The organism is Streptomyces sp. NPDC097640, from assembly GCF_040302705.1.
Lineage (GTDB): Bacteria > Actinomycetota > Actinomycetes > Streptomycetales > Streptomycetaceae > Streptomyces.
This window is the reverse complement of sequence record NZ_JBEOSB010000002.1, coordinates 54,260-66,785: the sequence shown is the minus strand read 5'-3', so window position 1 is coordinate 66,785 and position 12,526 is coordinate 54,260. Positions and strand designations below refer to the sequence as shown.

Annotated in this window: 11 protein-coding genes; 5 read left to right on the top strand and 6 right to left on the bottom strand. The window is 73.1% G+C overall.

Annotated features, from left to right (window positions below; genetic code table 11):
* Positions 1-56: 56 nt before the first annotated feature.
* The gene (locus tag ABTY62_RS02635) at positions 57-287 is read left to right on the top strand and encodes an acyl carrier protein (protein ID WP_311722282.1); all 231 of its coding nucleotides are present in this window, start codon (positions 57-59) and stop codon (positions 285-287) included.
* On the top strand, positions 287-1,507 hold the full coding sequence (locus tag ABTY62_RS02630) for a beta-ketoacyl-[acyl-carrier-protein] synthase family protein (RefSeq protein WP_352127514.1): 1,221 nt from the start codon (positions 287-289) through the stop codon (positions 1,505-1,507). The genes ABTY62_RS02635 and ABTY62_RS02630 overlap by 1 nt, the downstream gene beginning before the upstream one ends.
* Positions 1,508-1,555: 48 nt before the next feature.
* Here the strand turns inward: ABTY62_RS02630 and ABTY62_RS02625 are convergent, their stop codons facing one another.
* The 3 genes from ABTY62_RS02625 to ABTY62_RS02615 form a co-directional block, all read right to left on the bottom strand.
* The gene (locus tag ABTY62_RS02625; RefSeq protein ID WP_352127513.1) at positions 1,556-3,142 is read right to left on the bottom strand and encodes an amidase; all 1,587 of its coding nucleotides are present in this window, start codon (positions 3,140-3,142) and stop codon (positions 1,556-1,558) included.
* Positions 3,139-3,423 (bottom strand): hypothetical protein, encoded by a 285-nt coding sequence (locus ABTY62_RS02620; RefSeq protein ID WP_352127512.1) that lies wholly within the window; start codon positions 3,421-3,423, stop codon positions 3,139-3,141. The genes ABTY62_RS02625 and ABTY62_RS02620 overlap by 4 nt, the downstream gene beginning before the upstream one ends.
* A gap of 98 nt (positions 3,424-3,521) precedes the next feature.
* Positions 3,522-5,900 carry a thiamine pyrophosphate-binding protein gene (locus ABTY62_RS02615; RefSeq protein WP_352127511.1) on the bottom strand — a complete coding sequence of 793 codons (2,379 nt, stop codon included), beginning with the start codon at positions 5,898-5,900 and terminating at the stop codon, positions 3,522-3,524.
* 192 nt (positions 5,901-6,092) lie between these two features.
* On the opposite strand from ABTY62_RS02615, the gene ABTY62_RS02610 reads away from it, so the two are divergent.
* The 3 genes from ABTY62_RS02610 to ABTY62_RS02600 all read left to right on the top strand — a co-directional run bounded on the left by ABTY62_RS02610 (position 6,093) and on the right by ABTY62_RS02600 (position 8,438).
* Entirely contained in the window at positions 6,093-6,581 is a 489-nt protein-coding gene (locus tag ABTY62_RS02610) for an Lrp/AsnC family transcriptional regulator (protein WP_352127510.1), read from the top strand.
* A 160-nt stretch (positions 6,582-6,741) separates the two neighbouring features.
* Positions 6,742-7,620, top strand: a complete 879-nt coding sequence (locus tag ABTY62_RS02605; protein ID WP_352127509.1) for an alpha/beta fold hydrolase — start codon at positions 6,742-6,744, stop codon at positions 7,618-7,620.
* A gap of 89 nt (positions 7,621-7,709) precedes the next feature.
* A complete protein-coding gene (locus tag ABTY62_RS02600) occupies positions 7,710-8,438 on the top strand; it encodes a TetR/AcrR family transcriptional regulator (protein ID WP_352127508.1) in 729 nt (242 codons plus the stop codon).
* Positions 8,439-8,498: 60 nt separating this feature from the next.
* Here ABTY62_RS02600 and ABTY62_RS02595 read toward each other — a convergent pair whose 3' ends face one another.
* The 3 genes from ABTY62_RS02595 to ABTY62_RS02585 are packed head-to-tail and all read right to left on the bottom strand — an operon-like array spanning position 8,499 to position 12,506.
* Positions 8,499-9,950, bottom strand: a complete 1,452-nt coding sequence (locus tag ABTY62_RS02595) for a hypothetical protein (protein WP_352127507.1) — start codon at positions 9,948-9,950, stop codon at positions 8,499-8,501.
* 34 nt (positions 9,951-9,984) lie between these two features.
* Positions 9,985-10,956 (bottom strand): formylglycine-generating enzyme family protein, encoded by a 972-nt coding sequence (locus tag ABTY62_RS02590; RefSeq protein WP_352127506.1) that lies wholly within the window; start codon positions 10,954-10,956, stop codon positions 9,985-9,987.
* Between the two features lie 8 nt (positions 10,957-10,964).
* Positions 10,965-12,506 (bottom strand): sulfatase family protein, encoded by a 1,542-nt coding sequence (locus ABTY62_RS02585; RefSeq protein WP_352127505.1) that lies wholly within the window; start codon positions 12,504-12,506, stop codon positions 10,965-10,967.
* Between the last annotated feature and the right edge of the window lie 20 nt (positions 12,507-12,526).

Sequence of the window (12,526 nt, the reverse complement as noted above, 5' to 3'; positions counted from 1 at the left end):
TCCCGCAGTACGTCCCGCAGTACGTCCCGCTGTACGTCCCTCGGAAGGAACCCGCCATGTTCGACACCCTCAAGGAAATCCTGGTCCATAAGCTCAAGGTGGCGCCCGAGCAGGTCGTCCCGGAGGCCACCAGGGACGATGTCGAGCTCGACTCACTGGCCGTCGTCGAGCTCTCCCTCGTCCTGGACAAGGAGTTCGGGATCGTCGTCAGCGACGACGAGCTGCTGGAGATGCCCACGATCGGCGACATGGCGCGCCTGCTGGAGGAGCGGAGCGCGAAGGTCTGATGGGCGGTCACGACATCGCCGTCACCGGACTCGGCCTGGTCACCCCGGGAGGCATCGGGACCGGGCCGAGCTGGCAGTCGGCACTGGACGGGCGGTCCGCCGCCGCCGTCGACCCGGAGCTCGCCGGCAACCCGGTGCGGATCTCCTGCCGCGTCCCGGGCTTCGACCCGGATCGGCTGCTCGGCGGCCGCCGGGCCCACCGGCTGGACCGCTTCGTGCAGTTCGCCGTGGTGGCCGCCCGGGAGGCGATCGCCGACGCCGGGCTGGACCCGGCCACCTGGGACGGCGGCCGGGTCGGCGTGGTCCTCGGCTGCGCCGACGGCGGCCCCGCCACCAGGGAGGCGCAGCACCGGGTCCTGCTGGAGGAGAGCCCCGCCTGGGTCTCCCCGCTGCTGCTGCCGATGCAGCTGTCCAACATGGTCGCCGGGCAGACCGCCATCGAGTTCGGGGCCACCGGCCCCAACCTGGTCGTGGCCACCGCCTGCGCGTCCGGCGCGAGCGCCATCGGCACCGCCCGCGACCTCCTGGCTCTCGACCGCTGTGACATCGTCATCACGGGCGGCAGCGAGGCGATGATCACCCCGCTGAACATGGCCGGATTCGCCAAGATGGGCGCCCTGTCCAAGCGCGAGGACGACCCGGCCACCGCCTCCCGGCCCTTCGACGCCGACCGCGACGGCTTCGTGGCGGGAGAGGGCGCGGGCGTGCTCGTCCTCGAACGGGTCGCCGACGCCCGCGCCCGCGGTGCGCGCGTACGGGCCAGGGTCATGGGCTACGGCGCGACCGCCGACGCCCACCACATGTCCTCGCCGCACCCGGACGGCGTCGGCATCGAGGCGGCGCTGCGCGCGGCGCTCGCGGACGCCGGCGCCGGTCCGGGGGACGTCCAGCACGTCAACGCGCACGGCACCGGCACGCCGCTGAACGACCTGGCCGAGGGCCGTATGCTGCACCGCGCGCTGACCGCGGACCCGCTGGTGACCTCCACGAAGGGCGTCACCGGCCATCTGCTGGGGGCGGCCGGGGCGGTGGAGGCGGCGTTCACCGTGCTGGCGGTCGAGCGACAGCTGGTGCCGCCCACCGCCGGTCTGTTCACGCTCGACCCTCGTCTCGACATCAAGATCCCCACCACCCCGACCGCCACCCGTATCGATCTCGCCGTCTCCGACTCCTTCGGCTTCGGAGGCCAGAACGCGGTGCTGGCGATAGCGAGGGCGTAGGCCGACCGATCCGGCCAACCGCCCAGGCCACCCGATCGGGCCGACCCCTCAGGCCGACGCCTTGGCCGCCTCCTCCGGGGACAGCCGGGGCCGCGCGACCGCCGCCCGCAGCCGGGCCTTCGACGCCGGGTCCGCCGGGCGGCGGGTGTGCCAGTCGGTGACCGCCTGATAGGCGGCCACGACCTCCAGCAGCCGGTCCTCCTCGTAGGGCTGGCCCCCGAGGATCGCGCCGACGGGCACACCGCCGGCGTCGAACCCGATCGGAAAGCCGATCTCGGGCAGCCCGAGGATGTCGAACGGCACGGGGCCGGTCTGGAGCAGCACGTCGCAACGGTTCAGGACGCCGTCCAGCACCTCCCGCAGCAGGTGGTTCTTGGCGCGCTGGGCGGTGAGCCACTCGTCGCCGGACAGCATCAGGCCCTGGAGCCACGACAGCAGCGAGACGCCGAACTTGGCGGGGTCGGTGCGCAGCCAGTGGCGGAACGGCTCGGTGCGCTCGACGAGCCGGGCCGCGTTGAAGGTGCCGGTCAGCAGGTTCCAGTCGGCCGGGTAGGCGATGTCGACGAGCGTCAGGCCCTCGATCGCGTCCAGCCGGTCCAGGAGGGCGCCGCGCAGTTCCTTCTGGCCGCTGAGGAAGTCGGCCGGGACGCCCACCTTGGTCGCCCGCCGCAGCCGTACCTTCCCTCCGCGCGCGACGACGGGCGTCGCGGCCCGTATCAGATCCGGCAGCTCCGGCAGCCCGAGGGTGCGCGGATCGGCGTTGTCGGGGCCCGCCATGACCTGGAGCATGATCGCGGCGTCCAGGGCGTCGCGGGCGAGCGGCCCCGAGTGGTCGCGCGTGGAGGACAGCGGGATGACGCCGTGGATGGAGACCCGGCCCATGGTGGGCTTGAGTCCGGTCAGGTTCTGCTGGTTGGAGGGCAGCACGATCGAGCCGCCGGTCTGGGTGCCGATCGAGGAGGACGCCAGGCGGGCGGCGACCGCGCAGGCGGGCCCGGTGGAGGAGCCGCCCGGGTCGACGGAGGGGTCGTTCGGGGTCCAGGCGTTGACCGTGGTGACGGTCCCGTTCGGCTTGGTGGCCCGGGTGGTGGCGAGCGGCCCCATCTGCCCCTTGCCCAGCAGGATCCCGCCGGCCGCGGTCAGCCGGGCCACGGCGGTGGCGTCCTCGTCCGGCACGAAGTCCGCGAAGATGGACGAGTTGCAGCGGGTCGGCACACCGGCGGTGAAGTAGTTGTCCTTGACGCACAGCGGGATGCCGCGCAGCACCCCGCCGCCGTGGCCGCGGTCGGCCTTGCGCGCCGCGGCGAGCGCGGTCTCGCCGGTGACCTCGGCGTACGCCTGGTATGTGGAGTCGTGGCGCTCGATCCGGTCCAGGTATGCCTCGGTGAGCGCGGTGGAGGTGAGCTTTCCGCGCCGTATGAGCACGGCCGCCTCGGCGAGGGTGGCCTCGGAGGGGTCGTCGAGCGCGGCCCGCCGTACGTCGACGTCGGGGACGCGCGGCGCGGCGGCGCCGGTCGGCGAGGGCGCCGACTTGGCGGGCGCGGCCTGGGCGGGTGCGGCCTGGGCGACCATGCCGCCGGCGGCCGCGGCGGCCGAACCGGCCAGGAAGACACGTCGGTTGACTGCTCGGCTCATCGCTCGCCCGCCTTCCCGGTCCACGCCTCCGTGATCGACGGGTACAGCAGGGGAGGCGAGGCCTGCTGGGCGTACTCGGCGCTCCGGGCGGGCGGGGCCCAGCCGGCTATCGCCCCGGGGGTGGCGGCCACGAACGACCGCAGCGAGGCGAGCACCTGGTCGCGCGTCGGCACTCCGGTGCCCACGTCGAACACCTCGGGGAGCAGTGAGAGGTCGAAGCCCGCCAGTGCCAGGCGGGTCCGGACATAGGCGTCCAGCTGCTCGGTTGTGGGAATGCTCAAGGAAACTCCATGATCGGCTGATTCGTCCCCGGACTTCATCACCCGGTCGTGAACACCCCATCAAGCCGCTGTTTCACCGAAGTTACTGTATATAACCCCTACTCGAGGTCCAGGACCGCCGCGACCAGGCTGTCGGTGTCCAGCCCGTGGTGCCGGTACACCTCCTCCAGCGAGCCGGACTGGCCGAAGCCGGTGACCCCCAGGGTCGTGGCGGGCACGCCGTGGATCGTGGCCAGGAACGCGAGCGTGTGCGGGTGCCCGTCCAGGACCGTGAGCAGCGGCGTCGCCCGTGAGGTGGGGAAGACCTGGTCGAGGATCCAGCTCGGCGCCTCCTCACGGCCCTGCCGGGCGCGCAGGGCCTGGAACAGCAGCCCGGGGCTGGTCACACAGACCACGTCCACCGGGAAGCCGAGGTCCGACAGCCGGTCGGCCGCGGCCAGCGCCTCCGGCACCATGGCGCCCATCGCGGCGATGGTCGCCCGCGGGGCTTCCGTACGGCGCAGGGCATACGCCCCGGCGACCACCTGGCGCCGGCGCCGTTCGCGCGCCGCCGGGTCCGCCGGCACGGCCGCGAACGACTGATCCACCGGCCGGGTCGACAGCCGCAGATAGGCGGAGCCGCCACCGGGCCGGCCCAGCCGGGCCAGCGACGCCAGCAGTGTCCACTCGACGTCGATGGCGAAGGCCGGTTCGTAGGCGGTGCAGCCGGGCTGTTCCAGGCCGATCGACGGCGTTTTGATCGACTGGTGGGCGCCGCCCTCGGGGGCGAGGGTCACCCCGGACGGGGTGCCCACGAGGATCGACTGGCCTCCGGCGTAGATGCCGAACGACCAGGGCTCCAGGGCGCGCTCGACGAACGGGTCGTAGAGGACGCCGATCGGCAGCAGGGGCCGACCCCAGCGGCTCCAGGTGGTGCCCAGCTCCCCCAGCAGGCCGACGAGGTTGGTCTCGGCGATGCCGAGCTCGATGTGACGGCCGGTGGGGCGTTCCCGCCAGTGCAGGATGGTCTCGGGGTCGTCGGCGAACCAGTCGACGCGTTCGGTGGGCGACCACACCCCGACCTTGTTCACCCAGCCACCCAGATTGGTCGACGAGCTGACGTCCGGGCTCACCGTGACCACCGCTTCGGCGGCCTCGGGCGCGGCGCGGGTGAGGTCGAGCAGGGTGCGGCCGAGCGCGGCCTGAGTGGTCGCGGTGCCGGAAGGGGTGCGGCCCATGTCCGTCGGCAGCGTCGGCGGGTCGTGGCGGACCGGCTCGGTGCGGCGCAGGCGCTCGGCCGTCCGCTCGCACAGCGCGGCTGCGGCGCCGCCGTCGGGGAACCGGCCCCAGGGGGCTTCCGGATCGGCGCCGAGCCGGTCGGCGAGCTCGCGCACCTGCTCGGCCGTCAGCAGCGCGGAGTGGTTCTGCGGATGGCCCTCGGTGGGGAGCCCGTGGCCCTTGATGGTGTAGGCGAAGACCACCGTGGGCCGGGTGTCGTCGATGGCCCCGAAGGCGTGGTCGAGGGCGCCGAGGTCGTGTCCGCCGAGGTTGCGGACCGCCGCGAGCAGCGTCGCGTCGTCCAGCTCGGCCACCAGCCGCGCGAGCGGCTCGCCGCCGTCGGGCAGCCGCAGCCGCAGCTCCTGGGCGGAACAGCGGAGCAGGCGCTGGTATTCGGCGTTGGGCATGCGGTCGATCCGCGTGTGCAGCTCCGCACCGCCCGGCCGGGTGAACAGCTCCTCCAGGAGCCGCCCGTATTTGACGGTGAGCACCTGCCAGCCCGCGCCCGCGAACATCGCGCGCAGCCGGTCGACGGCGATGCCCGGCACCACCCGGTCCAGCGACTGCCGGTTGACATCGACCACCCACACCAGCTCGCCGAGGTCGGCCACCGCCGGGTCCAGGACCGCCTCCCAGACCGCGCCCTCGTCGAGTTCGGCGTCGCCGAGCAGCGCGTACTGCCGCCCCGATCCGCCGTCGCCCGTCCGGTCGGCCACGTAGCGGCGGGCGATCGCGCCCCAGACGGGGGCGGTGGCGCCGAGGCCCACCGACCCCGTCGAGTAGTCCACCGGGTCGGGGTCCTTGGTACGGCTGGGGTAGCTCTGGAGCCCGCCGAAGGAGCGCAGGGTCGTCAGATGGCGCTCGTCGAGGCTGCCGAGCAGGTAGTTGACGGCGTGCAGGACGGGTGAGGCGTGCGGCTTCACGGACACCCGGTCCTCGGGGCGCAGATGGCGGAACCACAGCGACGTCATGACCGACACCATCGACGCGGACGAGGCCTGGTGGCCGCCGACCTTGAGGCCGGACGGGTTGGGGCGCACCCGGTTCGCGTGGTGGATGATCGCCGTCGACAGCCAGAGCACACGGCGCTCGATCTCCTCCAGGACGGATCCGTCCTCGGTGGAGAGCGTCCGGGTGTCGGTCGCCGCCGTTGCCGTTACCGTCGCTGTCGGCGTCGCCGTCGCCGGAGATGTCGGGTGGCCGGGTGTCAGGTCAGTCATCTCTCACCCTCCAGGGTGCACTTGGTGCCTGGATGACATCATGGGGATGCGGACCGCACAATCGATGCGCCCGAAACTGAGCAGAATGCCCAACACCACGGGGCCGTGGGGCCGCCTGGATGGGCAGTCTGTTCTGTCGCGCGCGGGCCGTGGCCGAACAGTGCCGACGGTCCGGCGGAAAGGTGGATGACCATGCCGGAGCATGATCCGGTGGGCGTGGACGCGGTGGACACACGTCTGCTGCTGGCCTTGAACGACGACCCGCGGGCCACCACGGTCGCCCTCGCCGAGCGGGTGGGCCTGTCGCGCAACACCGTGCAGGCCCGGCTGGCCAGGCTGGAACAGGGCGGCGCACTGGCCCCGTTCGAGCGCCGGATCGAGCCCAGGGCGCTGGGATATCCCCTGACGGCGTTTGTCACCGTCCAGGTCACCCAGCGGCTGCTGTCCGAGGTCGCCGCCGATCTGGCGGCCATCCCCGAGGTGCTCCAGGTGTTCGGCCTGAGCGGCCCGGTCGATCTGCTGGTGCAGGTGGTCGCGCGGGACGCGGACGACCTCTACCGGATCGCCGGCCGGATCCTGGACGGACCCGGCGTGGAGCGGACCACCACCTCCCTGGTGATGCGCGAGCTCGTCGGCCACCGGCTCACCCCCCTGCTCGAGCGGGGCGCCCCGGGCGCGTGACCCCGGCGAGCGGGCCGTCGGCGGTGACGATCACCCCGTTCCGGGGCGCCGGGCACGACCTCGCCGGACACGACCCCCCGCCTTCCGGCCTCCCTCGGGAAGATCGACTAGTTTCTTGGACAGCGCGCCTGACCATGACCCTGTTCTTTGGAGGCCAGACATGGCTCCGGTCGTGTACCACCGCACCGCGGAGATCGACGGGCTGGACGTCTTCTACCGGGAGGCCGGACCGGGCGACGCGCCGGTCGTCCTGCTGCTGCACGGCTTCCCGGCCAGCTCGCACATGTTCCGCAACCTGATCCCGCTCCTGGCCGACCGCTACCGCGTGATCGCTCCCGACCACATCGGCTTCGGCTACTCGTCGATGCCCGCGCCCGGCGACTTCCCGTACACCTTCGACGCCCTCGCGGATGTCACGGAGGCGTTGCTCGAGCGGCTCGGCGTGGCCGGGTTCGCGATGTACGTCCAGGACTACGGGGCGCCGATCGGCTGGCGTCTCGCCACGCGCGCTCCGGACCGGGTGACCGCGATCGTCACCCAGAGCGGCAACGCCTACGAGGACGGCTTCGTGAAGCCGTTCTGGGACGGCCTCTTCGCCTACGCCGAGGCGCCCGGACCGGACACCGAACCCGCCGTGCGCCGCGCCCTCACTCCGGAGATCACCCGCTGGCAGTACGAGAACGGCGTCGCCGACCCGAGCCTGGTCAGCCCGGACACCTGGACCCATGACCAGGCCCTGCTGGACCGGCCGGGCAACGACGAGATCCAGCTGCGGCTGTTCCGCGACTACCCGGCCAATGTGGCGCAGTACCCCGCGGTCCACACGTACTTCCGGACCAGCCGGGTGCCGCTGCTGGCCGTCTGGGGCCGGGGTGACGAGATCTTCGGCCCGGACGGCGCCCGGGCCTTCCAGCGGGACCTTCCCGAGGCCGAGGTGCACCTCCTGGATTCGGGCCACTTCGCCCTGGAGAGCCATCTCGACACCATCGCCGGATACCTCCGCGGTTTCCTCGGGCGGGTCCTGCCCGCGCCCTCCTGAGCTCCGTCCTGTGCCGGCGACCCATCGACCGTTAGAACCTCTAGCAATAGAATGAATCTGTTAGGGTGTGGTTGTCGAGGGAGGACATGATGGGCGCCAACAAAACGACGGCGGCGACAGGTGCGGCGCGCAGCCCGATGCGGGCGCGGTACCGGGAGCAGGTCCGCGAAGACGTCAAGGCCGTGGCGTTGGACCAGCTGGCCCAGGGGGGCGCCACGGCGGTGTCGGTCAACGCCATCGCGAAACAGCTCGGCGTCTCAGGACCGGCGCTCTACCGCTACTTCGCCGGCCGCGACGAGCTGCTCGCCGAGCTGGTCATCGACACCTACCACGACTTCGCAGCCGCCCTCGCCGCCGCCACCGACCCGGCCCTCGGCCAGGCTCCGGCGGAGCGGTTGTGCGCCCTGGCCGCCGCCTGGCGGGCCTTCGCCCGCGCCGAACCCCACCGCTACACACTGATGTTCGCGCCGCCCGTGCCCGGCTACGACGCCCACAGCGAGCCCCTGGTCACCGCCTCCCACGAGGTCATGGCCGTCGGGCTCGACGTGGCGGCCGGCCTCTGGCCCCCTGACGACAGCCCGGCGGCGGCGCCGGGGCACGAGGGCGACGTGGACCTGGACGCCGCCGTGCGGGCACACGAGGACATACTCGCCGCCACCGGAGCGGGTCCCGAGCAGCTTCGGCGTGTCCTCAGCGCCTGGACCAGGCTGCACGGCTTCGTCAGCCTCGAGATCGGCGGCAACTTCACCTCCATGGGCATAGACGCCGACGCCCTCTTCGCCCAGGAGGTCGACGCCCTGAGCGCGACAACGGCCTGAGCTCGACCATGGCCTGAGCTCGACGGCGGCCTGACCGAGGCATGCTCCCCCGGCCAGGGGTCACAGCGTCGCGAAGGCGAGGATCTCCTCCATCACATCCCGGGGCAGCGCGGGCGAGCCCGCTGCGGTTCTGGCCACCCACTCGTCCTGGTCGGCGAGCAGGGTGAGCAGGGCGGGTGTCGGCAGGCTCGGGTGGGCGGCCACCCCGCGGCGGACCCGGTCGGACTCATCCGCCGCCAGCCCCTCGGCGAGCCCGGCGGGCAGGTCCGGGTCCCGGAGCGCGAGGGCCCGGATTCTCGGGTCCGGGTCGGTCGCGAACCGGCGCAGGGTCTCCGGGGGAAAGACGACGTGGTCGGTCGGGCTCCAGGGGCGCTTGCGGCTCGCGGTGTGCCGGCGTTCGATGCGCTCGGCCGTCACCGGGTCGAGGTCGGGTGTCCGGCGGGCCACGGCCGCGCGTACGGTGCCGTCCTCGTCGTCGAGCAGCCGGGCGACGGCCTCCGCGGGCAACGGGCCACTCATCGCCAGGGACCGGCGAAAACACACATAGGGCGAGTCGAGGTGGTCGAGCGGGGCGGCGGACACCCACGGGAGGTGTCGATGGCCCAGCCCCTGGTACGCGACGTAGGACGCGAAGTCCTCCTCCTCCGACGCGATGAGGCCCTCCCCGGCCCGCTCCGCCCCGGCGCGCAGCTCCGCATAGATCGAGGCGCGCCGCTCCTCGGGCGTGTCCTGGCGGGCGAAGACCTCCGCGCGCACCAGCGGGTCGGGGTCGCCGGCGAGGGTCTCCCGCAGCTCCGTCGGCAGACCGGGGTGGGCCGCGACGGCCGCGCGTACCGCCGGGTCCTGGTCCGTGGCCAGCTCACGGGCCGTGTCGGGACCGAGGTCGAGGTGCGCCACCACGCCCGCCCGCGTCACGGGGTCGGCGAGCAGCGCGGGGTGGAGATCGGCGGGCGGCACCGGGTGGGGCAGTCTGCGGAAGTAGGTGGCGCAGGCCGCCGCCCGGACGGTGGACTCCGCGTCGGTCAGCCAGATGCGCCGTATCTCTTCCGGCGCGCCCGTCCACCGCTGGGCGAGCCTGGCGCGGACCGTGGGGGCCGGATCCCGGGCCAGCCGGGCGCGGAGGTCGACGGGCACATCCTCGTTCTCGGCAGCCGACTCCCGTACCTCCACCGACGGGTCGGCGATCAGCCGCTCCCACACCTCGCGCGGCAGCTCCTCGCGGAACGCGATCGCCGCCCGGACCGAGGTGTCCGGGCTGTTCGCCAGGCGGTGTTTCACGCCGGGCGGGATGTTCCGGTTGCAGGCGAGCGTGTGGACGAGGACGGTGTCGCCCAGCGCGACGATCTCGTCGGCCAGTTCCTCGGTCAGGTCCGTGCGCCACATCACCGCCTCGTCGCGGGTCGCCCGGTGGCCGAGCAGGCGGCGCAGCAACGCGGGCGGCAGGGCCGGGTTCCGGGCCAGGCCCAGCAGGACGGCACCGAGTTGGGCGGGGAGAGGCAGGGGCGGCCGCATGGCGGTCATCCTAGGCAGCGGCCGCCGGGAGGATTCAGACGGGCTCGCTCCACGCGACGCGGAAGCCGGTGTTGCCGCCGGAGCTGTCGGGGCTGTTGCTGGTGCGCGCGGCGACGCGATAGCGGTTGCAGTAGGAGTCGTGACACAGATACGAGCCGCCGCGCATGACGCGGGCGGTACCGTCGCGCGGGCCGCCGGGGTTGGCGCAGGGCGCGGCGGCCCCGGTGGGGCGGGCGGTGCTCCACCAGTCGGCGCACCACTCCCACACATTGCCCGCGACGTTGTACAGCCCGAAGCCATTGGGCGGGTAGGCGGTGACCGGAGCGGTGCCCTCGTAGCCGTCCTCGGCGGTGTTCCGGGTGGGGAAGCGGCCCTGCCAGATGTTGCAGCGGTGGTCGCCGCCCGGGGTGAGCTCGTCTCCCCAGGGGTAGCGTTTCCGCTCCAGGCCGCCGCGGGCGGCGTACTCCCACTCGGCCTCGGTGGGCAGCCGGGACCCCTCCCACGCGCAGAACGCCTGCGCGTCGGCCCAGGAGACATGGACGACGGGGTGGTCGCCGCGGCCGGACAGATCGCTGCCGGGGCCCTCCGGGGCCGCCCAGTACGCCCCGTTCACCCCGCACCACCACGGCGTGGTGTCCGGCCGCGGGGACACCCGGCGCAGCGCCGACGGCAGGAACTTGGCGAACACGTACGACCAGCCGAACCGCTCGGCGTCGGTGCGGTGGCCGGTCGCGTCCACGAACGCCGCGAACCGCTCGTTGGTGACGCAGTGCGCGTCGATCGCGAACGGGTCCACCGCCACCTCCCGGACCGGGCCCTCGCCGTCACCGGGGTTGACGTCCGGGTCCTCGCTGCCCATCCGGAACGTGCCCCCGGGCAGGCGCACCGCGTGGGCGCGGGCCCCCGCCCCCGCGCCCCCACCGGTTTCAGGGGCAGGGGCGAGGGGCGCGAGGACGGGGGCCGGGCCGGAGGAGGACCGGCCGGGGGAACAGCAGTGCGAGGCCATGTGCGGGATTATGTCCTTTCCGGGAGACGGGCCTGGAGGCGCACGTCCGGAATGTGCGGGGCGTGCCAGGAGACCCGGGTCGCGCCACCGGTGGGGGTGAGGCGTGTCTCCAGGTCCTCGGCCAGCGCGGCGCGGCCGGTGTCCCGGAGGTGCTGAGCATATTGGCCGGGGTCGTTGTAGTAGGTGGGGCCGGTCTGGAGGGTGGTCAGCATCGGGTCCGGCAGGGCCCCGGGGCCGCCCGCGTAGTGGTTCCACCACTCCGCGAGATGGGCGCGCATCCGGTCGGCCAGCTCCGGCTCCTCCGCGAGGAGGTCGCGGGTGAGATGCGGATCGGCGGTGACGTCGAACAGGGACTCCCACTCGGCGCGGAAACACCCGGGGTGGTAGGTGCGGATGTAGAGGTGGTCGCGGGTGCGCACGGCCCGCTGGTAGGTGTGCGCGCCGTGGCCGAGGACGAGGTACGGGCGGGAGTCGATCGCCTCGCCGCGGACCGCGGCCGCGAAGGACCGGCCCTGCCATCCCGAGGGTGCCGGGATGCCGAGCAGGTCGCACAGGGTGGGGGCGTAGTCGATGTTGTAGAGGAGGCTGTCGCAGTGGCGTGCGGAGTCCGGGAGGTCGTCGGTCACTCCCGGCCAGTAGACGACCAGCGGCAGCCGGTGGGTGGGTTCGTTGGCGAGGCCGTGTTCGGCGTAGGAGCCCTGTTCGCCGAGCGATTCGCCGTGGTCGGCGCTGACGATGATGGCGGTGTCCTCGGCGATGCCCAGCTCCTCCAGGGTCGCGAGGAGCCGGCCGAGGTGGTGGTCCCAGTACATCACCGCGCCGTCGTAGCCGTTGACGAGCAGTTCGAAGTCCTCGCGGGTACGGATGGCGTCGGGCATGGCGTGCGGGACCGCCGAGTCGCGGGGGCCGCGGAAGTAGTGCAGGTCCAGGGCGCTGCGCGGGCCGTAGACCTCCGCGTGGCCGTCGATGGCGGCCTGGTCCGGCCAGGCGGGGGCGGGTCCGGATTCGGCGGCCCGGCGGACCCATTCGGGGCCGATGAGGTAGTCGGTGTGCGGTTCCCAGTAGGTCAGATGCAGATACCAGTCGTCCTGGTCGGCGTGGCGGCGGATCCAGTCCAGGGCGACCGCGTTGATCTCGTGGGCCTGTTCGTCGTTGATCTCGTTGGTGGCGCGGATGGCCTCGCGGAAGTTGCCGTGGAAGAAGTACGCGCGGTGGCGTTCGGCGAACATCGACACCATCGCGGTGTACCAGCCGTGGTCCTGGAGCCGCTGGCCGAGCAGTGGCCGGTCGCGGTCGGGCCGGTGTCCGGAGTCGAGCCGGAAGCGGGCCGCCTCGCCGAAGTGTCCGACCACGCCGTTGGTGATGCCGAACTGCCCGCTGGTCAGCGCGGTGCGCGAGGGCAGACAGGGCGAGTCCGAGCAGTAGTAGCGGTCGAAGACGACCCCGCGGTCGGCGAGGCGCTGGAGGTTGGGGGTGGTGGGGCGGTGGTATCCGTAGGGCTGGGTGTGGTCGGCGCGCAGCGTGTCGACGTCGATGTAGATGACGCGCAAGGGGTCCTCCGGCGGGGCGG

Bases quoted from the DNA above. Each gene is read 5' to 3' on its own strand.
- ABTY62_RS02635 (WP_311722282.1), top strand. From the start codon at position 57: ATGTTCGACACCCTCAAGGAAATCCTGGTCCATAAGCTCAAGGTGGCG.
- ABTY62_RS02630 (WP_352127514.1), top strand. From the start codon at position 287: ATGGGCGGTCACGACATCGCCGTCACCGGACTCGGCCTGGTCACCCCG.
- ABTY62_RS02625 (WP_352127513.1), bottom strand. From the start codon at position 3,142: ATGAGCCGAGCAGTCAACCGACGTGTCTTCCTGGCCGGTTCGGCCGCC.
- ABTY62_RS02615 (WP_352127511.1), bottom strand. From the start codon at position 5,900: ATGACTGACCTGACACCCGGCCACCCGACATCTCCGGCGACGGCGACG.
- ABTY62_RS02610 (WP_352127510.1), top strand. From the start codon at position 6,093: ATGCCGGAGCATGATCCGGTGGGCGTGGACGCGGTGGACACACGTCTG.
- ABTY62_RS02605 (WP_352127509.1), top strand. From the start codon at position 6,742: ATGGCTCCGGTCGTGTACCACCGCACCGCGGAGATCGACGGGCTGGAC.
- ABTY62_RS02600 (WP_352127508.1), top strand. From the start codon at position 7,710: ATGGGCGCCAACAAAACGACGGCGGCGACAGGTGCGGCGCGCAGCCCG.
- ABTY62_RS02595 (WP_352127507.1), bottom strand. From the start codon at position 9,950: ATGCGGCCGCCCCTGCCTCTCCCCGCCCAACTCGGTGCCGTCCTGCTG.
- ABTY62_RS02590 (WP_352127506.1), bottom strand. From the start codon at position 10,956: ATGGCCTCGCACTGCTGTTCCCCCGGCCGGTCCTCCTCCGGCCCGGCC.